Annotated in this window: 17 protein-coding genes and 1 riboswitch; of the genes, 6 read left to right on the top strand and 11 right to left on the bottom strand. The window is 68.1% G+C overall.

Going from position 1 to position 21,073, the window contains the following annotated elements; all coding sequences use genetic code 11:
- Nucleotides 1-106: 106 nt before the first annotated feature.
- The 5 genes from N5J29_RS10890 to gap all read right to left on the bottom strand — a co-directional run bounded on the left by N5J29_RS10890 (nucleotide 107) and on the right by gap (nucleotide 7,248).
- Nucleotides 107-793 (bottom strand): HAD hydrolase-like protein, encoded by a 687-nt coding sequence (locus N5J29_RS10890; RefSeq protein ID WP_053518497.1) that lies wholly within the window; start codon nucleotides 791-793, stop codon nucleotides 107-109.
- Nucleotides 790-1,965 (bottom strand): phosphoglycerate kinase, encoded by a 1,176-nt coding sequence (locus N5J29_RS10885; RefSeq protein ID WP_053518495.1) that lies wholly within the window; start codon nucleotides 1,963-1,965, stop codon nucleotides 790-792. Before N5J29_RS10885 ends, N5J29_RS10890 begins: the two co-directional genes overlap by 4 nt.
- Nucleotides 1,966-2,088: 123 nt before the next feature.
- Entirely contained in the window at nucleotides 2,089-3,462 is a 1,374-nt protein-coding gene (locus N5J29_RS10880) for a DUF3999 domain-containing protein (RefSeq protein ID WP_164150927.1), read from the bottom strand.
- On the bottom strand, nucleotides 3,459-6,116 hold the full coding sequence (locus N5J29_RS10875; protein WP_164150925.1) for a DUF2339 domain-containing protein: 2,658 nt from the start codon (nucleotides 6,114-6,116) through the stop codon (nucleotides 3,459-3,461). The genes N5J29_RS10880 and N5J29_RS10875 overlap by 4 nt, the downstream gene beginning before the upstream one ends.
- A 127-nt stretch (nucleotides 6,117-6,243) precedes the next feature.
- Nucleotides 6,244-7,248 carry a type I glyceraldehyde-3-phosphate dehydrogenase gene (gap, locus tag N5J29_RS10870; protein WP_053518489.1) on the bottom strand — a complete coding sequence of 335 codons (1,005 nt, stop codon included), beginning with the start codon at nucleotides 7,246-7,248 and terminating at the stop codon, nucleotides 6,244-6,246.
- Nucleotides 7,249-7,440: 192 nt separating this feature from the next.
- On the opposite strand from gap, the gene N5J29_RS10865 reads away from it, so the two are divergent.
- Nucleotides 7,441-8,070 (top strand): OmpW family outer membrane protein, encoded by a 630-nt coding sequence (locus N5J29_RS10865; RefSeq protein WP_053518487.1) that lies wholly within the window; start codon nucleotides 7,441-7,443, stop codon nucleotides 8,068-8,070.
- Nucleotides 8,071-8,167: 97 nt separating this feature from the next.
- On the opposite strand, the gene N5J29_RS10860 is transcribed toward N5J29_RS10865, so the two are convergent.
- Nucleotides 8,168-9,292: a GGDEF domain-containing protein gene (locus tag N5J29_RS10860; RefSeq protein ID WP_164150923.1), complete on the bottom strand. Its 1,125-nt coding sequence runs from the start codon at nucleotides 9,290-9,292 to the stop codon at nucleotides 8,168-8,170.
- Between the two features lie 114 nt (nucleotides 9,293-9,406).
- Between N5J29_RS10860 and N5J29_RS10855 the strand changes: the two genes are divergently transcribed.
- Nucleotides 9,407-10,225, top strand: a complete 819-nt coding sequence (locus N5J29_RS10855) for a S1/P1 nuclease (protein WP_065175752.1) — start codon at nucleotides 9,407-9,409, stop codon at nucleotides 10,223-10,225.
- Between the two features lie 11 nt (nucleotides 10,226-10,236).
- Nucleotides 10,237-11,037 (top strand): MBL fold metallo-hydrolase, encoded by an 801-nt coding sequence (locus tag N5J29_RS10850; RefSeq protein ID WP_164150921.1) that lies wholly within the window; start codon nucleotides 10,237-10,239, stop codon nucleotides 11,035-11,037.
- Nucleotides 11,038-11,092: 55 nt separating this feature from the next.
- On the opposite strand, the gene N5J29_RS10845 is transcribed toward N5J29_RS10850, so the two are convergent.
- Genes N5J29_RS10845 through N5J29_RS10835 form a run of 3 tightly spaced genes read right to left on the bottom strand, consistent with a single transcriptional unit; the run spans nucleotide 11,093 to nucleotide 13,261 of the window.
- Nucleotides 11,093-11,653: a hypothetical protein gene (locus N5J29_RS10845; RefSeq protein WP_065175751.1), complete on the bottom strand. Its 561-nt coding sequence runs from the start codon at nucleotides 11,651-11,653 to the stop codon at nucleotides 11,093-11,095.
- The gene (locus N5J29_RS10840) at nucleotides 11,650-12,903 is read right to left on the bottom strand and encodes a TonB family protein (RefSeq protein WP_164150919.1); all 1,254 of its coding nucleotides are present in this window, start codon (nucleotides 12,901-12,903) and stop codon (nucleotides 11,650-11,652) included. Before N5J29_RS10840 ends, N5J29_RS10845 begins: the two co-directional genes overlap by 4 nt.
- Nucleotides 12,896-13,261, bottom strand: a complete 366-nt coding sequence (locus N5J29_RS10835) for a BlaI/MecI/CopY family transcriptional regulator (RefSeq protein ID WP_164150917.1) — start codon at nucleotides 13,259-13,261, stop codon at nucleotides 12,896-12,898. The genes N5J29_RS10840 and N5J29_RS10835 overlap by 8 nt, the downstream gene beginning before the upstream one ends.
- Nucleotides 13,262-13,382: 121 nt before the next feature.
- Here N5J29_RS10835 and N5J29_RS10830 point away from each other — a divergent pair, with 121 nt between their 5' ends.
- Together N5J29_RS10830 and N5J29_RS10825 are read left to right on the top strand one after the other, a co-directional pair.
- Nucleotides 13,383-13,940: a flavin reductase family protein gene (locus tag N5J29_RS10830; RefSeq protein ID WP_164150916.1), complete on the top strand. Its 558-nt coding sequence runs from the start codon at nucleotides 13,383-13,385 to the stop codon at nucleotides 13,938-13,940.
- 32 nt (nucleotides 13,941-13,972) lie between these two features.
- Complete coding sequence (locus N5J29_RS10825; protein WP_164150913.1) at nucleotides 13,973-15,925, top strand: acetyl-CoA hydrolase/transferase C-terminal domain-containing protein; 1,953 nt, start codon at nucleotides 13,973-13,975, stop codon at nucleotides 15,923-15,925.
- Between the two features lie 83 nt (nucleotides 15,926-16,008).
- On the opposite strand, the gene N5J29_RS10820 is transcribed toward N5J29_RS10825, so the two are convergent.
- Nucleotides 16,009-16,401: a hypothetical protein gene (locus N5J29_RS10820; RefSeq protein ID WP_164151611.1), complete on the bottom strand. Its 393-nt coding sequence runs from the start codon at nucleotides 16,399-16,401 to the stop codon at nucleotides 16,009-16,011.
- 91 nt (nucleotides 16,402-16,492) lie between these two features.
- Nucleotides 16,493-17,719, bottom strand: coding sequence for a multidrug effflux MFS transporter (locus N5J29_RS10815; RefSeq protein WP_111186352.1), 1,227 nt, complete (start codon nucleotides 17,717-17,719; stop codon nucleotides 16,493-16,495).
- A 301-nt stretch (nucleotides 17,720-18,020) separates the two neighbouring features.
- Nucleotides 18,021-18,123: riboswitch (glycine riboswitch) on the top strand.
- Between the two features lie 62 nt (nucleotides 18,124-18,185).
- On the opposite strand from N5J29_RS10815, the gene gcvP reads away from it, so the two are divergent.
- Complete coding sequence (gene gcvP, locus N5J29_RS10810; protein WP_065174824.1) at nucleotides 18,186-21,053, top strand: aminomethyl-transferring glycine dehydrogenase; 2,868 nt, start codon at nucleotides 18,186-18,188, stop codon at nucleotides 21,051-21,053.
- Nucleotides 21,054-21,073: the final 20 nt, after the last annotated feature.

The raw sequence follows: 21,073 nt of genomic DNA, 5'->3' as shown, positions 1-21,073 counted from the left end.
ACAACCTTGTGCTGCCTGACTCTGCGGGACATGTAACGGACATCGCCCGGACATACGCTGGCGCAGGGTGCCCGGTAGCGTCGGGCCATGCCCGGTCAAAGAGGCATCAGGCCAACAGTGTCGTCAGCTGGACCGGTTCGCGTGCCAGCTGGCCCGCACCGGCTTCAGTGAGTTCCGCTTCGCCACCAAACCCCCACAGCACGCCGATGCTTCGCAGGCCGTGGTGACGCGCGCCCTCGATATCCATGCGACGGTCGCCGATCATCCAGCACTGCGTGGGCGACACCTGCAGCCGGCGCAGCGCTTCGCCGACCAGCTCGGGCTTGTGGCTGCGCGAACCATCCAGGGTCGAGCCGATGATGTCCTCGAACAATCCGCCGAAGGGCAGATGGGCCAGGATCCGGCGCGCGTGCGGCTCGTTCTTGGCGGTGACCACCGCCAGGCGGTGGCCACGCGCATGCAAGGTGCGCAGGGCGTCCTCCACCTGGGGGTACACCGTGTGCTCGCGCCAGCCCTCGGCATCGAAGCGCTCGCGGTAGTACCCGACGGCCTGCTCCACCCGCGCCGGTTCGATGAACAGCGGCGCGAACGTGGTGCGCAGCGAAGGCCCGATCCAGCCCAGCAGGGTTTCCCGCGCCGGCACCGGATGCTCCATCTTCTGCAGCGCATAAGCGATGCAGGTGGTGATGCCCACCTGCGAATCGATCAACGTACCGTCCAGGTCGAAGAAGAGCGTCGCGCGTTCTTCCGGTGCCGGGTGGGCAGAACCGGCCTGGGTGCCGTCCGGGTTCATGCGCCGCGCGCGGCGAGCGCGGCCACGGCCGGCAGGGTCTTGCCTTCCAGGAATTCCAGGAACGCGCCGCCACCGGTGGAGATGTAGCTCACGTCCTTGGCGATGTCGAACTTGTCGACCGCTGCCAGGGTGTCGCCACCGCCGGCGATGGAGAATGCCGGGGACGTGGCGATGGCACGCGCCAGCGCTTCGGTTCCCTTGCTGAAGGCTTCAAACTCGAACACGCCGACAGGGCCGTTCCAGACCACGGTGCCGGCATTCGCAATCAGCTGCGCGTACTGGGCAGCGGTCTGCGGACCGATGTCCAGGATCAGATCATCTTCGGCGACCGCATCCACGGCCTTCACTTCGGCAATGGCGTCGGGCAGGAACTGCTTGGCCGTGACCACGTCCACCGGAAGCGGAATCTCGGCCCCGCGCGCCTTGGCGTCGGCAACGATCTTCCGGGCGGTGTCCAGCAGGTCCGGCTCGTACAGCGACTTGCCGACCTTGTAGCCGGCAGCCGCGATGAAGGTGTTGGCGATGCCGCCCCCCACGATCAGCTGGTCGACCTTGCCCACCAGATTGGCCAGCAGTTCCAGCTTGGTGCTGACCTTGCTGCCGGCCACGATGGCCAGCAGCGGCTTGGCCGGTGCGTCCAGCGCCTGCGCCAGGGCATCCAGCTCGGCCATCAGCAGCGGGCCACCCGCGGCGACCGGGGCGAAACGGATCACGCCATGGGTGGACGCCTGCGCGCGGTGCGCGGTACCGAAGGCATCCATCACGAACACATCGCACAGCGCGGCGTACTTCTTCGACAGGGCTTCGTCATCCTTGCCCTCGCCGACGTTCATCCGGCAGTTTTCCAGCAGCACCAGCTGGCCCGGCTGCACCTCGACGCCGTCGATCCAGTCGCGTACCAGCGGCACCTCGCGACCCAGCAGTTCGGACAGGCGTGCGGCAACCGGTGCCAGCGAATCGGCTTCGCTCCACACGCCTTCCTTCGGCCGGCCCAGGTGCGAGGTGACCATCACCGCCGCGCCCTGCTCCAGTGCGCGCTTGAGCGTCGGCAGCGAAGCGGTGATGCGCTGTTCGGAAGTGATGCGGCCATTCTCGATCGGCACGTTCAGATCCTGGCGGATCAGCACGCGCTTGCCGGAGAGGTCGAGGTCGGTCATGCGGACGATGGACATGGGCAACTCTTGGGCTCAGGGACGGGGTGCCGGCGTTCGGCAGACCGTTATTGTATCGGCTGCGGCAGAACGGATGGCGCCGGCCGCAGCGCCGCTCCATGCGCGGCCGGGATTCGTCGGGATCTACGCCGAAGGCGAAGGCTTCTGCCTGAGCAGGCTGACCGCCAGACCGCCCACGACCAGGACCCCCACGCCCAGCAGCGCCCACAGCAGCCAGGCCTTCCAGTCCCGCTGCGGTTCCAGCGCTGCGTCTCCGGCCAGCGGCTCGGGACGGCCCTCCAGGCGTGCCAGCGTCGGCTGCCAGGCCGGATCGTTGCGCTGGCGAAGTTCCTCGATCAGCACCCCGATCGGCGCCTCCGCGCGGCGCGCCGTCGCGCTGCCCACCGCCAGTGCATAGGGCGCAGCGCCCTGGCTCAGGAACACCATCACTTCCGGCTGGTAGCCCAGGCGCAGGGTGGGGGCGCCGGCGATCTCCGCCGGGCTTGCTACCAGCTTCCAGTAGCGGTCGCGGTGCACATCGCCCAGCACCTGCGCCGCCGACTGCTGACGCGGGCCCTGCGTTCCCTGCTGCAGCTGATAGGCGATCCACGGTGCACTGCGTCGTTGCCACTCCGCGCCTTCATCGTCGCGGCTGAACAGCGTCCACTGCACCAGGCTGTTGTCGGTACTGGCGACATCGGCGCGCGCGATCGGGAAACGGCCGTCCAGTTCGAATGTGTATTCGCCCTTGCCCTGCGCTATCGGCGTCAGTGACAGCCATTCCCAAGGCAACGTCGCCGGTGCCGGCGGAAGCTCGGCGAGCACGCCATGCAGGGCAGGCAGTCGCGCGTCGCCCTGCGGCAGCACGCGCAGATAGCGCGCATTGCCGTCAACCTGCAGGCGTCGCTGCAGCAACCGTTTGCCGGCGCGCTGCAGGTCCACCAGCGGAATGTCCCGACCGATGGAGCGCCAATGCTGCAGGTCATCGCTGGCATCAAGCTGCACCTGCGCCTGCAGCGGCTGGCCACTGTCGGCCCAATCCAGCACCAGCGCCGCCAGCGGCTGCTGGCCGAGCACGCTGGCATCGATCAGCCAGCCGCCCTGCCCGTTCACCGTTCCGGCGCCGACACGCGCTTCGACCCGGCGCACACGGCCGTCGGTATCGCGCTCGGTCAGCAACTGCAGGTCGTTGCGTTGTGCATCCGCCAGCGGCGGCAGTGCAAACCAGGGCAGCTCGCGCTGCACCGGCGGCTGTGCCAGCGGCGCGTCCGGTGCCAGCAATGCCGACGGCAGGGCCTGTCCGGCCGCGTTGAACACCTGCAGGTCACCCAGGTCTGCTGCGCCTGCACGGCGGTAGATCGCCGGTTCCAGCACCACCCGATAGGCGCCGGACTGCGCACTGGACAGCGTCAGCGGCCACTGCTCGGCGTACTGCGTGCGGTAGTCGGACGCGTGTACGGCCATGGTGGCGAACAGGCCCAGCATCGCCGGCACCACCATCCTGCTCCACATTCTCATTGGTTTTCCTCCACGGATGGCACCGCGCCCGGTGGCGCCGGTGCCAGATAGCCGACGACCGTACACAGCAGGCCATAGGCGATGAACGATGCGATCCCGAGCAGGTTGCCCAGGTGCTGGCGGTCGATGAGGACCAGTTTGGCCAGGACCACGCCCATCAGCACCGCACCGACCATCCACAACACACGCTGGCCACGACGCGAGCCCCATACCCAGGCGATCACGCCGAGCACGCTCCACAGCACGGTCAGGCTGGTCTGGGCCAAGCTGTAGCGCGCCATCGACGTACTCCAGGCCAGTCCCCCCCAGTGGTGCACGCCATGCAGGACCAGGCTGGTCAGGGCGATGAAGCCCGCCAGTGCCAGCACCGGCAGGCGCAGCCTGCGCAGCGCGGGCGGTGCCACATCGCTGTACAGCCAGCGCGCCAGCAGCAACAGGCTCAGCCACTGCCCCATCTCGGCCGGGTTCAGCACCGGCAGCCACGGCAGCGGTGCCGCAGTGCCCGGCAGCAGCTGGCCCAGCAGCCATCCGGTCGCCAGCAGCGCGAACAGCACGCACTGCAGCGGCACGCGTGCGGCATCGAATGCCGGGCCCAGCGGCCAGCGCAGCCAACCCCAGCGCCACAGTGACAGCGCGGCCAGCAGCAGCCAGGGCAGCGTCAACAGCAACAATGTCCAGCCCTGTGCCAGGCCAGCCTCGCCGCCTCCCCACAGGGCCAGCAGCGAAAGCAGCGATGGCCACAGCAGCCACCACAGGAACTGGGCGATGCGCGCCACCGTGTCGCCGCCCTGGCGCAGGCACAGCAACGTGCGCACCCCCAGCACGGCGAACAGCGCCCATGCCAGGGCGCCGTGGCCCGCGAACGGTTGCTGGTGTGCATGGCTTTGCGCCAATGCCAATGGGAACGCCATCGCCAGCATCGCCAGTGCGGTCATCCCCAGCGCACGTGCCGGTTGCCGGCGCTGCACCTCGGCTGCCAGCCAGGCGGTCGCCGCCGCCAGCACCAGCAGTGCATCGGCCTGCGAGGCATGCGCGAGGAAACGACCGATCTCGTGCACCCAGCCGCCGAGCCACCACAGCAGGCCCCACAGGTAGTAGACCAGGGCGATCTCATGACGTGCCCGGCGCTGGTAGCTCCACGCCGACGCCAACCCCGCCACGGCCAGCAGCAGCGCACCGATCGCGGTGGGATTGAGCAGCAGGCGCGCGTCCTCGTGCCAGTGGTTGCCACCTGCCACGAAGGCGAATGCCGCCGCCATCTGCAGCAGCGCAGCGGACACCTGTGGCAGCCAGCGCCTCTGGCGCAGACCGAGCCAGGCCAGCCCGGCACCTTCCAGCGCGAACACCGCACCGGTGGCACGGGCGGACAAGGCCAGCGGCACGGCCAGCGTGGCGAAACCCACCGCCAGCACCGCGTGCGACTGCGCCAGCACCGTATACGAGGCCCGGGCGATCAAGGCACGCGCCAGCACCGCGTAGATCACCGCCAGGCCCAGCGCGCACAGTGCCAGTGTCATCGGCTGTTCGTGCAGCATCGCCGCCTGCAGCGAGAAGGCGATCAACGGCGTGCCGAACACCAGGCTGCCATCGACCAGATCGCGGCGACCGGCAGGCTGCCTGCGCGCGTACAGCAGGGGAATCAGCAGATAGAAGGCGAAGAACAGCAGCAGGAACGGTTCGGTGCTGGAGAACTTCTCGGCCCTGTACTGAAGCACGCCCCAGAACGTGCCGATACCGAAGGTGAACGCGAAGCCCAGCAGGTTCAGCGCGCGCCACGGACGGAACCAGGCGATGGCGAAGATGCCGGCGTTGAGCACTGCGTAGTAGCTGAAGAGGCCGACATGGTTGCCACTGCCGGTCGACAGCCACAGCGGGGCCATGAAGCCCGCCAGGATGCCCAGCACCGCCAGGGTGCGCGAGTTCTGCAGCACTGCCAGCACGCACAGGCCGGCGACCAGCGCGATCGAACTGGCGAACGCAAATCCCGGCGCAAGCAGTTCAAAACGCTTGAATGCCGCGAAGATGGTCAGCAGCAGCACACCGATGGCGCCGCCCTGCAGGGCCAGCGCGAACAGGCGCCGGCGTTCGCGCTGATGCCAGCCGAAGGCCAGCAGGCCCAGCGCACCAGCGGTGACGGCCGCCAGCCGGAGTTCGACCGGGAGCACCAGCCAGCCCTGGTCACTGACGTACTTCAGCAGCGCGGCAACACCGGCCAGCAGCACCAGCATGCCGATCTTGACCGGCACGTTGCCCTCGGTGAACCAGCGTTTGACGGCGCCGATGCCACGCTCGAAGAAGCCCGGCCCGGCCGGCTCGACCGGCGGCGCAGGCGGGGGCGGCGTGGCCGGCAGCGGTGGTGGTGGCGGCGCTGCCTGCCGCGGCGGCGCCGGCACGGAGGATTCCGGCGCATGGGCCGCCACGGGAGAAGGTGCTGCCGCAGCCCGCGGTCGCTCCATGGCTGGCGCGTCCGTTGCCGGAACGGGGGCGGGCCCGGGCGGTGGCGCGGCAGCGCGCGGCGATTGCGACACATCGGCCAGTGCGCCCTCAAGCGCAGCGACCCGGCGCCGCAGGCCGGCGATCATCACCAGCGCGACCACCAGCAGCAGCGGAATCGCCAGCAGTATCAATACGACCAGGGCTATCAGTGCTTCCATTGCGTGCCTTCCCATGCGATCCCGCGCCCCTGCGGCGGCGGTCGGACCGCCCCATGCTACGACAGGGCCGGTCCCTCAAACGACGAACCCCGGCCAGGCCGGGGTTCGTGCGCGATCTTCGCCGGCCTTACTTGGCGGCGACGACCCTGGCCATTTCCAGGCACTTGTTGGAGTAGCCCCACTCGTTGTCGTACCACGACACGAGCTTGACGAAGGTACCGTCCAGGGCAATGCCGGCTTCGGCATCGAACACCGACGTGTGGGTCTCACCGCGGAAGTCGGTAGCCACGACCTTGTCTTCGGTGTAGCCGAGGATGCCCTTCAGCGCGCCTTCGCTCTGTGCCTTCACTTCGGCGCAGATCTCGGCGTAGGTGGCTTCCTTTTCCAGCTCGACGGTCAGGTCGACCACCGACACGTCCGAGGTCGGCACGCGGAAGCTCATGCCGGTGAGCTTCTTGTTCAGTTCCGGAATGACCACGCCGACCGCCTTGGCCGCACCGGTGGAGGACGGAATGATGTTCTCCAGGATGCCGCGGCCGCCGCGCCAGTCCTTGTTGGACGGGCCGTCAACGGTCTTCTGGGTGGCCGTGGCGGCGTGCACGGTGGTCATCAGGCCACGCTTGATGCCCCACTTGTCGTTGATGACCTTGGCCAGCGGGGCCAGGCAGTTGGTGGTGCACGAGGCGTTGGAGATGATCGCCTGGCCGGCGTAGGTCTTGTCATTCACGCCGAACACGAACATCGGCGTATCGTCCTTGGACGGGGCGGACAGGATTACCTTCTTGGCGCCGGCATCGATGTGCTTCTGCGCGGTTTCCTTGGTCAGGAACAGACCGGTGGACTCGATGACCACGTCCACGCCCACTTCGTCCCACTTCAGGTTGGCCGGATCGCGTTCCTGGGTCAGGCGGATCTTCTTGCCGTTGACCAGCAGGTCGTTGCCCTGCACCGACACGTCAGCCTTGAAGCGACCGTGCACGGAGTCGTACTTGAGCATGTAGGCCAGGTAATCCGGCTCCAGCAGATCGTTGATGGCCACGATTTCGATGTCGTCGCCGAAGTTCAGCACCGCCGAGCGCAGGACGTTACGCCCGATGCGACCGAAACCGTTGATACCAACCTTGATTGCCATTTCTCAAGCTCCTGCAGCCGCGACGGGTGCGGCGGGGTGGATAGGGCCCACAAGTCTAGCAGGCCCGGCCTGGCCACCGCCGGCCAGACCGGGCCGGTGGCGGGCGGGCTGGCCGGATTTGATCCGGATCAAAGCGTTAGCGCGGCGTGAGGCCGAGACTGGCCCCATCCACCCCGCAACGAGAACACCCCCATGCGCAAGACCTCTCCCCTGATCGTGGCCAGCCTGGCCGCCGCCCTGTCCCTCGCCGCCGCCCCGGCGATGGCCCAGTCCAAGGGCGACTGGACCCTTTCGGCTGGCGTGCACCAGGTGGCACCGAAGTCGAACAACGGCTGGCTGGCCGGTGGCACGCTGAAGGTCGACGTCGACAACGACGTCAAGCCGACCATCACCGGCGAGTACTTCATCGCTGACAACCTGGGCATCGAAGTGCTGGCGGCACTGCCGTTCAAGCACGACATCAACATCAACGGCCTCGGCCGTGTCGGCAGCACCAAGCAGCTGCCGCCGGTGGTGACCGTGCAGTACCACTTCAACAGCAAGGGCAAGGTGTCGCCGTTCATCGGTGCGGGCGTGAACTACACGACCTTCTTCAGCGAAGACACCACGGGCGCGCTCAAGGACAGCCGGCTGAAGCTGCAGGACTCCTGGGGTCTGGCCGCGCACGCCGGCGTGGACTTCGCGATCGGCGAGAAGGGCGCGCTGCGCGTGGACATGCGCTGGATCGACATCGACAGCAAGGTGAAGCTGGACGGCCAGAAGATCGGTACGGTCAACATCGATCCGCTGGTCTACGGCGCCTCCTACGTCTTCAAGTTCTGAGCGCAGCCTCCGGCGTGGCGGGCCTGCCCCGCCCTCCGGCCAACCGCTGAACCCTCCGCAGCATGTTGCCCCGGTGATCGCCGGGGCTTTTTTCGGCCTACCCATCGGTGGCCACCTCCACCCGGTTGCGCCCGGACGCCTTGGCCCGATACAGCGCGGCATCCGCACGCGCCAGTGCCTGCTCCAGCGAATCGGCGCCATCGTCATGCCACCGCGCCACACCAATACTGACGCTCACCACCGGCGCGGCGTCCGAATCGGCATGGGCGATCGCCAGCGCCTGGACCTGCTGACGCATCCGCTCGAACGGCGCGGTTTCCGGCTCGCCTGGCGACCACTGCCCCAGCGCCACGAACTCCTCACCGCCGTACCGCGCCACCACCGAGTCAGCGCCGCGAAGCTGCGCGGCCAGCGTCACCGCCACCGCATGCAGGACCGCATCGCCCGCCGGGTGACCATGATGGTCGTTGTAGCGCTTGAAGTAGTCGATGTCGATCATCGCGATGCGCAAGGCGCCACGCGCGTGCGGCCGGCGGAGATAACGCTGGAAGATCTGGTTGGCACGACGATCGAATGCGCGCCGGTTGAGCAATCCGGTCAATCCGTCGTGGTTGGCCAGTGCATCCAGCCGCTGCTCGGCGCGCCAGGTTGCACGCGCCTGCCTTTCCAGGATGTAACTACCGAAGATGCCAGCCAGGTTGCTGGCCTGCACGAACGTCACGCTCTGCAGCATCTGCGCCCAGTGCCGGCCGACCTGCAGCTCCGCCAGCACGAACGCCGATGCGATCAGGGTTCCGGTCAGCGTGGCGACGCCGAAGCGCAGGCCACACAGGAAGTAGTTCAGCAGCAGGAACAGGCTGACGCCTTCATAGGGATAATCCACGCCGGCGCGATGCGCCGTCCAGATCATCGTCACCAGCGCCAGCCCGCTGATCAGCACAGCACCGCCCCCCAGCCATTGCAGATGGCGGCGGAACGCTGGGACGAAGGTGAGTGCTACCGCCACCAGCAGTACCGGCAGCAGCAGCCCGAGCCGCCAGCGCAGCACCTGTGCATGCACATCCGGCGGAAGCCAGAAATGGTCCAGAACGGCAAAGCCGATTGAAAAGATGCCGGCAACGGCACAGGCCCAGCGCATCCGCCAGACCACCTGTTCATCGAACGCGCGGGCAAAGCCGTCGTCCGCATGTATTGCCGTGATGCGCCGGTCCGTGATGCTCATCGCGATGTCCCCGCCCGTGGCCGCGCCACCGTAACGGTCCGCGCATCAAGGGCGCGTGGCGAGCGGCCATGCTGGATCAAACGCGTCCGGCCGCCGCCCCGCTAGAATGCCGGCATGAAAGCCCTGCATTCCCTGTTCCTCGCCGCCGCGATCGCGCCGGCTCTGCTGTCCGCCTCCGCCCCTGCCCATGCCTGGGGCGCGCAAGGTCATCGCCTTGTCGCTGAGGTAGCGGATTCCCGCCTCTCGCCCGCTGCACGCGCCGAAGTCGACCGCCTGCTGGCCACCGAACCCGGTGCCACCCTCGCCAGCGTGGCGCCCTGGGCCGACCAGCTGCGTGCCAAGGACCCGGGCCTCGGCCGCCGTTCCGCCGGCTGGCATTACGTCAACATCGCCGAAGACGGCTGCCACTACGAAGCGCCCAGGCACTGCACCAACGGCAACTGCATCGTCGAAGCGCTGAAGGCGCAGAGCGCGATCCTCGGCGATCGCAGCCTGACCGACGGCGAGCGGCTGCAGGCCCTGAAGTTCGTGGTGCATCTGGTCGGCGACATCCACCAGCCAATGCATGCCGGCTACGGTCACGACAAGGGCGGCAACGACTTCCAGCTGCAGTACGGCAACCGCGGCACCAACCTCCATTCGCTGTGGGACAGCGGCATGCTCAACACCCGCAAGCTGGACGACAACGGCTATCTGCCGGTGCTGCGGTCGCTGCCGGCGCCGAAACTGGCGCGCCAGTCCAATCCGCAGCGCGATCCGCAGGCGTGGGCTGAAGCCAGCTGCCGCATTTCGATGCAAGCCGGCGTTTATCCAGCCTCGCGTAAGATCGGCGATGAATACACCGCGCGCTACCGCCCGGTGGCGGAAGCGCAGCTGCGGCTGGCCGGCGAGAATCTGGCGCAGCTGCTGAACCGCGTGCTCGCCGCACGCTGAGGAGGTTGCCGATGCCGGTCCAGGTCCAGTCGTTCTTCCATCGTGACAGCAATACCTTCAGCTACCTGGTCAGCGACCCGGCCAGCGGCGAAGCTGCGCTGATCGATCCGGTCCTGGATTACGACCCGGACACCGATGCCAGCAGCGAGTCGCCGGTCCAGCCGGCACTGCGCGCGATCGAGCAGCAGGGGCTGCGGCTGAGGTGGCTGCTGGAGACCCACGCCCACGCCGACCATGTGTCGGCCGGGCGGCGGCTCAAGCAGCGTTTCCCTCACGCCACGCTGGCCATCGGTGAAGGCATCCGCGCCGTGCAGGCGACCTTTGCGCCGCGGTTCGGCCTGCAGCTTCCTGCCACAGACGACATCTTCGACCACCTGTTCGCCGACGGCGAGACCTTCACGCTGGGCGAAGTGCGCGGCCAGGTCATCGCCGTGCCCGGCCACACCAGCGACAGCATCGCCTACCTGATCGGCGACGCACTGTTTACGGGCGATTCGCTGTTCATGCCCGACGGCGGTACCGCCCGCTGCGATTTCCCCGGCGGCGATGCGGCGCAGCTGTACCGCTCGATCCAGCGCCTGCTGGCGCTGCCCGAGTCCACCCGCGTGTTCGTCTGCCACGACTATGGCCCGGGCGGCCGCGACATCGCCAACGAGACCACCATCGGCGAGCAGCGCGCGCGCAACATCCACGTGCATGACGGCGTGGCCGAGGCCGACTTCGTCAGCGTGCGCCAGGCCCGCGACGCCACGCTGGCCGAACCGGCGCTGATGCAACCGGCGGTGAAGGCCAACATCCAGGGCGGCGCCTGATCGACGCCGCTGTACTGGCCGGGCATGGCCCGGCGCTACCCGGCATCACGCGCGATCATTTTCCCTGCGTGCGGACGGTCTGCCGGCCCTTCACGATCTCGAAGGTGAAGGCGTACAGCAGGCTGACCGGCACCGGCTCGATGCGCTCGGCGCTCCCGCAGTCGCCGCGGTCGGCTGGGACCTTGCCGACCGGGTAGTGGCAGACCGCGGCAGCGCTGTACTTCCACATCGCCACCGCCTCCTGCGCCGCCTGCAGCAGCGGCGCGTTCTCCGCTGCAGCGCCGGCGGCGCACTCGGGGCGGTCGGTCAGCGGCAGGCTGCGCTCGACCATGCCTTCCGCATCGACCACCACCTGCAGGCAGATGGTGGTGGGCGCCAGTTCGGTACGCGGATCGCGGTCGCCCACCTTCGGATCAGGCGCCGCATACAGCTGCGGCATCCGATAGCCTTCGCCCGCCGCCAGCGCATAGGCCTGCACCTGGCCGCTGCCGCCCGCCGCCGTGGGCTGCAACCGCTGATGGCCGACACTCTCGCTGCGGGTGTCAACCGTGCCCAGTCGTTCCTGGGTGGCACAGCCTGCCAGCAGCGTGGCCAACAGAAGCGCGGCCTGCCTCACCGCGCGCGCTCCGCTTCCCTCTCGTCCTCACTCATGGAGAACGTCAGTGGAATCCGCACGGCGGAAGCCACCGGACGCCCATCCTTCAGGGCCGGCCGGAAGGTCCAGCCCTTGGCGGCCGTGATCGACACCGCATCGAACACACCGGGATTGGTGGCACTGAGCACCTGTACGTCGGTCGGCCTGCCCTCTGCGTCGATCTCGACCTTCAAGGTGACGACGCCGGTCAGGCCCTGCTGGAACGCAGACTCCGGATACTTCGGCGGTGCCATCCTCTCGACCTGCGCAGAACGCTGCAGGCCGGCCGCAGCGGCATCGGCCTGCGCGTACTCGGCTGGCTCGACGCCGATCGACGACACGCCGGCCATCCCGAGCTGGCTTGCCCACGCCACCGTGGCCAGGCCCGCGCACACCCCGACCACCAGCACCTGCCCGGACACCCACGGCAATGCCTTCCGCTTGGACTGCTTCAACATGGCGATTCGCTCCTTCAACACGGGTTGGCTGCGCCAGTGACACACTGCCGGCGCAACCGGGTGAACCAGCTGCGCCTTCAGCAGCGTGCTGGCGTAAAGTCCGCGCAGCGCAGGCTGCGTGGCAATGGTGCGGGCATCGCAGGCCAGTTCCTGGTCGCGCAGGAACCTGCGTGTTGCCCATGGCATCAGCGGATGGAACCAGAACGCTGCGCGTACCAGCAGCAACGCGCCGTTCGCCCAGTGATCGCCATTGCGGCGATGGCTGCGTTCATGTGCCAGGATCAACCCCTGCTCGCGTGCATCGAACTGCTGGTCGAAACCGGGGCCGACCACGATGCGCGGCCGCCACAGGCCGACCAGGGCCGGCAGACCGGGATCGCCACTGGCTTGCCAGCTACCGTCGTCGCGCGCCTGCAGGCGGCCCAGGACACGTTCGAAGCGCTGCTGCGCGCGCAGGCTGCGCAGCAGACTGATCGCCACGCCAAGCACCCAGGCCAGCAGCAGCCATTGCGGCCAGCGCATGACCTGGGTGGGCTCGCCCTCCGGCGCGAGAGGCATCACGTTCAGGGGCAGGGTCGGCACATGCTGCAGCAGGGGCAGCGCAGGCAACGGCAACAACAGGCCTGCCAGCAGCAGGGGCACCAACCACCAGCTGCGGTAGGCCAGCGAGGGCCCTCCCAGCCGCAGCAGCAGCGGCCGCATCGCCGCCAGCAGGATCACCGCCAGCGCCAGCCACACGCTGGCCCGCCACACGCTGTCGAGCACCTCACTCATGGTCCAGCTCCTGGATCAGCTTTTTCAGTTCGGCGATGTCCTGCGCGCTGAGCTGGCCGCGCTCACTGAAATGGGCAACCAATGGCGCCACCCGTCCTTCGAACACCCGGCCCAGAAAGTCCCGGCTCTGCGCCGCGACCCAAGCCTCGCGCTGCAGCAGTGGCCGATACAGATAGCGGCGGCCTTCGCGTTCGGCAGCGATCGCGCCCTTGGTCAGCAGGCGGTTGAGCAGCGTCTTGATGGTCGGTTCGGCCCAGTCCCGGTGGGCCAGTGCGGCAACCACCTCATCGGCACCGCGGGGCGCCTGCTGCCACAGCACTTCCATCACGACCGCCTCGGCTTCACTGATCGGATTCATTGTTTACGCCCGTAATCGACAATTCGATTACGCACGTAATCAAAGCCGCTGTCAAGCCTTCCATCGACCTGCACTTCATGCGCCCTGGCCCAGCATCGGCCGTCCCGGCCCCGGAGTGCGCATGAAACCGCTGCCCAAGAAGGATTTCCCCGTCGAACAGGCCCGCCGCTTCCTCGAACCCGGCCCGATCGTGCTGGTCAGCACCGCGTGGCGTGGCCAGCGCAACCTGATGACGATGGGCTGGCACATGGTGATGGGCTTCTCGCCATCACTGGTGGCGACCTATCTGTGGAACGAGAACCACAGCTTCGCGCTGGCGCGGGGCAGCGGCGAATGCGTGATCAATGTGCCGGGCGTGGAGCTGCTCGATACCGTAGTGGACATCGGCAACTGCAGCGGGCGGGAGGTCGACAAGTTCGCGCACTTCGGCCTCGATGCCCTGCCCGCCCGCGAGGTCGGCGCGCCGTTGGTCGGCCAGTGCCATTCGTGCTTCGAGTGCCGCCTGTACGACGACAGCCAGGTCGAGACCAGCAACCTTTTCATCTGGGAGATCGTGCGTGCCCACGTCGCGCAACGGCCGAAACTACCGCGCACCGTGCACTACCGCGGCGACGGCCGCTTCATGGTGGCCGGTGCGGAAGTCTCGCGTCGACGGCGGTTCAAGCCCGACATGCTGTAATGCCGGAACCCCCTTACGCAGGACTGCCCCGGATGACCGAACACCTCACCGACCTGGACGCCGCCGTCGATTGGCTGTTCGCGCGCGTGAAAGGGCCGCTGCGGATCGGAGCACCGCTGGCGCTGGGCAAGCCACACCGGTTGCTCAATGCACTGTATGCACGGGTCGAGAACGATCCCTCGCACCCCCTCCAGCTCTACACTGCGCTGTCGTTGAATCCGCCGAACGTGCGGGGCAGCGGCTTGGAGGCCCGCTTCCTGGGCCCCTTCGCGCAGCGCCATTTCGGCGAGGATTTCCCCCGCCTGGCCTACGCCGACGCGATCGCCCGTGACGCACTGCCCGCCCATGTGCAGGTGGAGGAGTTCTACATGCAGTCCGGCGCCCTGCTCGGTTCCCGGCAGGCGCAGTCCAGCTACACCAGCCTCAACTACACCCATGCCGCAGATGCGGTGGCCCAGCGCGCGCCGCAGGTGATCGTGCAGAAGGTGGCGATGCGCCCGGACGATCGCCGCCTCTCGTTGTCCTGCAACAACGACATCACCCAGGACACACTCGATGCAATCGCCGCGCGCGGCCTGCCGCGTCCGCTGATGGTGGCCGAGATCGATCCGCAGCTGCCTTATCTGGGCGGCACCGCCACGGTCGATGTGTCCTTCTTCGACCTGGTCATCACCCCGCCGCCGCCGTATCCGGCGCTGTTCGGCCTGCCGCGGCAGCCGGTCGCCGACGCCGACTATGCGATCGGCCTGTATGCCAGCACCCTGGTGCGCGATGGCGGCACGCTGCAGATCGGCATCGGCACGCTGGCCGATGCACTCAGCCATGCACTGGTGCTGCGGCATACCGACAACGCGCGCTACCGGCGCGTGCTGCACGCGCTGGATCCGCAGCTTGCGCGGCATCCGCTGGTACAGGAAATCGGCGGCCTGGAGCCGTTCGAGATCGGCCTGTACGGCTGCAGCGAGATGCTCAACGAGGGCTTCCGGCGGCTGGTCCAGACCGGCGTGATCAAGCGCAAGGTGCATGACGACCTGGCGCTGATGCAGCGCATCGAGAACGGCAGCACGCTGTCCATCGACCATGCCACGCTTGCCGCCGAAGGCGAATACCTGCATGGCGCGTTCTACCTGGGCTCGCCGGAGTTCTACCAGTGGCTGCGCGAGCTGCCGGCGGATGAACGTCGCGCCATCGGCATGCGCCGCATCAGTGAGATCAACCAGCTTTACGGCGGCAACGAGACGCTGGAGCGCCTGCAGCGCCGCCATGCACGCTTCTTCAATTCCTGCATGATGGCCACTGCGCTGGGCGCGGCGGTCTCCGATGCCCTGGACGATGGCCGCGTGGTGTCCGGCGTCGGCGGCCAGTACAACTTCGTGGCGATGGCCCATGCCCTGCCGGAAGCACGCAGCGTGCTGATGTTCCGCGCCGCGCGCGATGACAAGGGCCAGCGCGAATCGAACGTGCGCTGGAACTATGGCCACACCACCATTCCCCGCCATCTGCGTGATATCTACCTGGACGAGTACGGCATCGCCGACCTGCGCGGGTTGACCGACGAGGACTGCGTGCAGGCGATGGCGGCGATCACCGAGGCGCCGTTCCAGCAGGGCCTGCTGCAGCAGGCACAGGCCGCGCGCAAGCTGCTGGCCACGACGCAGCCCGATCCGCAGCGGCTGCAGCGCAATACCCCGCAGACCCTGGCCGCAGCGCTGGCACCCTTCCGCTCCGACGGCACCCTGCCCGACTACCCGCTGGGCAGCGACTTCAATGAGATCGAGCAGGTGCTGGTGAAGGCGCTGGGCTGGTTGAAGGCCAACACGCAGACCCGCGGCGACAAGCTGCGCACCGTCTGGGCAGCGCTGCGGCAACCGGCCGGCGATGGCGATGCGGTGTACCTGCAGCGCATGGGCCTGCAGTCACCGAAGGACTTCAACGAGCGGCTGGACGCGCGCCTGCTGCGGCTGGCGCTGGCACGCACGGCCTGAAGCCGGTGGCGCCGGGCCATGCCCGGCGGCCTTGATCACACCGCTGCGTTCGCCGGGCATGGCCCGGCGCTACCCACTACGGGTCAGCTGTTCTTCTTCGCCGCCATCGCGGCGGCCAGCTCGGACTTGTATTCCTCAAAGGTCTGGCCCTTCTCCCTGGCCTCGGCCTGCGCGGCATCGCGCAGCGCGTCGGAATACATCAGACGCACCGGCGTACCGTTGCGCTCGTGCAGTTCACCGGCTTGCATGATCAACGCCAGTACCTGCGCGGCGCTCTCGCTATGCCCGGCGATACGGCCATCCATGCCCAGCACCCACTCGCCATCGCGGCGCACGACACCTGCCAGCAGCGTGCGCTGCGCATCACGCAGTTCGGCATGCGGCTCCACCGGCGAAGTCTGGGCAGCGGCCTTGTTGGCAGCCTTCTCTTCCTGGCGGCGGCGCTGGTCGCGACGGGTCTTGGAGGTGGTGGACATGGGGGCGGCATCGCTACGGGGGGGCGCAAGGATAGCGCACCCCGGCCGTGGCGCCGCTTCACGGGTCGCCCGCCACCGCCCCTGCGGCCGGTCAGAGGCCCGTGGCCACGGCCTGCACTGCGCGCTCACGGCGGTGTTCCCAGTACCAGAACACAAACCCGGCGGCGAAGAAGCCGGCCTGGCCCAGCGCCAGATGCAGCGGGCTGGCACTGAGCAGGGGCGACACGACGCCGGCCACCACGGTGCTGACCATCAGCTGCGCGAAGGCCTGCAGCGACGAGGCCAGGCCGCGCTGGTGCGGATACATGTCGAGCACGGCCAGCGCCAGGATCGGGAAGATCAGCGCCATGCCCATGCCGCCCAGGAAAATGGGCAGTACCGCCCACGGCAGCGCGAACTGCGGCGCCAGCACCACGTAGCCGACGTTGAGCAGTGTCGACAGCGCGCACAGGGAGAAGCCGATGGTCACCTGCCGGGTCGGCGTGGTGTGCCCGGCCATGCGCCCGGACAGGAACGCGCCGGCCGTCATGCCACCGATGGTGGGAATGAACAGCCAGGCGAAGTCGCCTTCGCCCAGATGCAGGTGCTGCATCACGAACACCGGCGCGGACGCGATGTACAGGAAAATGCCGCCGAAGCCGATGCTGCCGGCCAGTGCCAGGCGCAGGAAACGCGGGTTGAAGCCGATGCGCACATAGTCACGCAGCAGTGCGCGCGGCGACAGTGGTACCCGCGCCTCCGGCGGATGCGTTTCCGGCAGGAAGCGCGCGGTGGCCACCAGCAGCACAAGCGAGAACACCACGAGGAACCAGAAGATCAGCGGCCAGCCGGCACCGCTGAGCAGAATCCAGCCACCGATGATCGGGGCGATGGCCGGCGCGATGCCGAACAGCATCGAGACCTGGCTCATCAACCGCTGGGCGTCATGGCCGTGGTACAGGTCACGGATCACCGCGCGGCCGACGATCATGCCCACGCCCGCCGACAGGCCCTGCAGCGCGCGGAACGCCAGCAGGGTCGGCAGGTCAGTGGACAGCGCGCAGCCGACCGAGGCCCCGGCAAATACCACCAGGCCACCGAGGATCACCCGCTTGCGGCCCCAGGCATCGGACAGCGGCCCGTGCGCCAGGCTCATCAGGCCATAGAACAGCAGGTAGACGCTGATGGTCTGCTGGACGGCCACCTCATCCACCGCCAGGCGCTGGGCCAGCTGCGGGAAGGCCGGGAAAATGGTGTCGATGGAGAACGGGCCGAACATGGCCAGGCCCGCGAGCAGCAGGGCCATGCGACGGGTGGACGGAGCAACAGCGGCGGTCATGTGAACGGTGTCCGGCAAGGCCATGCGCGGCACGCACGGCGGGCGCCGGTCCCGCTGCAGCAGGGACGGCGCCAGATGAATTCGGGTATCCGCCCATGATAGGCGGGGAATGCGCCCGATGCCATGCAGCACCGCACAAAACGCATGCCCCGGGCCACCGGCCATTCAGGCGCCGGCCCTGCCCGGGCGGCCCCGGCAGCAGGCCATAACCGGCTATAATCGGCGGGCAACACGGTGGGAGAAGCGGAACACCGCTGCCGAAGGCGCAACGCCCGTAATCGCTCAGGCCCGATACCACCCGCAACACAACTCTGGAGAGACCGGTTCGATCCGGCGCCGAAGGGGCACGAAGCTGCGGCCAGCCGCGCTTCCAAACTCTCAGGCAAAAGGACAGAGGGGCGCCCCGCAGCCCGCCATCCGGCGGCTTGTGCCCGTGCGTGTGCCCTTTCCTGACGGATCCTTCGCCATGTCCCAGAACACCCCTTCCCTGCGTGAGCTCGAGCACCACAGTGCGTTCGTCGAGCGCCATATCGGCCCCAATGACGCCGAGATCGCGCAGATGCTCGACGTCGTCGGCCACGCGTCGCTGGATGCGATGACCGATGCCATCGTGCCGGCCAAGATCAAGTCGCCGGCAGCGCTGGCGCTGCCGGAGTCGATCACCGAAGTGGAGGCGCTGGCGAAGATCCGCGCGATCGCCGACAAGAACACCGTGCTGCGCAGCTTCATCGGCCAGGGGTATTACGGCACCCACACGCCGAACGTGATCCTGCGCAACATCCTGGAAAACCCGGCCTGGTACACCGCCTACACCCCGTACCAGGCAGAGATCTCGCAGGGCCGCATGGAAGCGCTGATCAACTTCCAGACCCTGTGCGCCGACCTGACCGGCATGGAGATCGCCAACGCCTCGCTGCTGGACGAAGCCACCGCAGCGGCCGAAGCGATGACCCTGGCCAAGCGTTCGGCCAAGTCGAAGTCGGACACCTTCTTCGTGCACGATGCCGTGCACCCGCAGACCCTGGAGCTGCTGCGCACCCGCGCCGAGCCCATGGGCATCGTGCTGCGCGTCGGCACCCCGGCCGAAGCGCTGGAAGCGGACAGCTTCGGCGTGCTGCTGCAGTATCCGGATACGTTCGGCCAGGTGGCCGACTACCGGGCACTGGTCGAGGCCGTGCATGCACGCGGCGGCCTGGTCGCCGTGGCCACCGATCTGCTGGCGCTGACCCTGCTCGCCGCACCTGGCGAATGGGGCGCGGACATCGTGGTCGGCAACAGCCAGCGTTTCGGCGTGCCGTTCGGCTTCGGTGGCCCGCACGCGGCGTTCATGGCCTGCCGCGACGCCTACAAGCGCTCGATGCCCGGCCGCCTGATCGGCGTCTCGATCGATGCGCAGGGCAACCCGGCCTACCGCCTGACCCTGCAGACCCGCGAACAGCATATCCGCCGCGAGAAGGCCACCTCCAACATCTGTACCGCACAGGTCCTGCTGGCGGTGATGGCCTCGATGTACGCCGTCTACCACGGTCCGGAAGGCCTGACCCGCATCGCCCGCCGCACCCACCGCCTGGCCGCGATCCTGGCCGCCGCACTGCGCAAGGCCGGCGTGCAGGTTGCTGGCGACTTCTTCGACACCCTGCACGTCACCGGTGTGCACGCCGATGAGATCCACGCCAAGGCGCGCGCCGCCGGCTACAACCTGCGCGCGATCGACAGCGACTCGGTCGGCATCAGCCTGGACGAGACCGCCACCCGCGCCGATGTGGTCGCGCTGGCCGCCGTCTTCGGTGCCCAAGCCGATGTCGATGCACTGGATGCCAGCACCGCCGACGCTCTGCCGGCCGGGCTGCTGCGCCAGTCCGCGTTCCTGACCCATCCGGTGTTCAACACGCACCACAGCGAGCACGAACTGCTGCGCTACCTGCGTTCACTGGCCGACAAGGACCTGGCGATGGACCGCACGATGATCCCGCTGGGCTCGTGCACCATGAAGCTCAACGCCACCGCCGAGATGATCCCGGTGACCTGGCCGGAGTTCTCGCAGATCCATCCGCTGGTGCCGGCCGACCAGGCACTGGGCTACAAGGAACTGATCGAGTCGCTGGAAGCGATGCTGGTCGAATGCACCGGCTACGATGCGGTCAGCCTGCAGCCGAACTCGGGGGCACAGGGCGAGTACGCCGGCCTGCTGGCGATCCGCGCCTACCACCGCTCGCGTGGTGAGGAGCATCGCGACATCTGCCTGATTCCGGATTCGGCCCACGGTACCAACCCGGCCTCGGCACAGATGTGCGGCATGAAGGTGGTGGTCACCAAGACCGATGCCAACGGCAACGTCGATGTCGAGGACATCCGCCTCAACGCCGAGAAGTACAGCGACCGCCTGGCCGCGATCATGATGACCTACCCGTCCACGCACGGCGTGTTCGAGGAGGAGGTGGTCGAGATCTGCGAGATCATCCACAAGCACGGCGGCCAGGTGTACACCGACGGTGCCAACATGAACGCCCTGGTCGGCGTGGCCAAGCCGGGCAAGTGGGGTTCGGACGTTTCCCACCTGAACCTGCACAAGACCTTCTGCATCCCGCACGGCGGCGGCGGCCCGGGCGTCGGCCCATGCGCGGTCAAGGCGCACCTGGCCCCGTTCCTGCCGGGCAAGCTGGGTGACAACGGCCCCGTCGGCATGGTCAGCGCCGCCAGCTTCGGCAGCGCCTCGATCCTGCCGATCAGCTGGATGTACATCGCGATGATGGGCCGCGAGGGCCTGCGCAAGGCGACCCAGGTCGCGCAGCTCAATGCCAACTACATCGCCAAGCGCCTGGCGCCGCACTTCAGGACGCTGTACACCGGCCGCAATGGCCTGGTGGCGCATGAGTGCATCCTCGATGTGCGCCCGCTGGAGAAGAGCAGCGGCATCGGCGCCGAGGACGTGGCCAAGCGCCTGATCGACTTCGGCTTCCACGCGCCGACGCTGAGCTTCCCGGTGGCCGGCACGCTGATGGTCGAGCCCACCGAAAGCGAGTCGCTGCATGAGCTGGACCGCTTCATCGATGCCATGATCCAGATCCGCGAGGAAATCCGTGCGATTGAGGATGGCCGCCTGGACCGCGAGGACAATCCGCTGAAGAACGCGCCGCACACCGCCACCGCGGTGACGGCCAGCGAGTGGACCCACGCCTACCCGCGCGAGCTGGCCGCCTTCCCGCTGCCCAGCCTGAAGCTGCAGAAGTACTGGCCGCCGGTGGCCCGCGTCGACAACGTCTACGGCGACAAGAACGTGATGTGCGCCTGCATCCCGGTCGACGCCTACAAGGACGATGAAGTCGAAGCGTGATTGACGGAACGGCCCGCGCA

The organism is Stenotrophomonas sp. GD03680 (genome assembly GCF_029844625.1).
Lineage (GTDB): Bacteria > Pseudomonadota > Gammaproteobacteria > Xanthomonadales > Xanthomonadaceae > Stenotrophomonas > Stenotrophomonas maltophilia_P.
The sequence above is the reverse complement of the archived record's forward strand: the minus strand, read 5'-3'. Positions and strand labels throughout refer to the sequence as shown.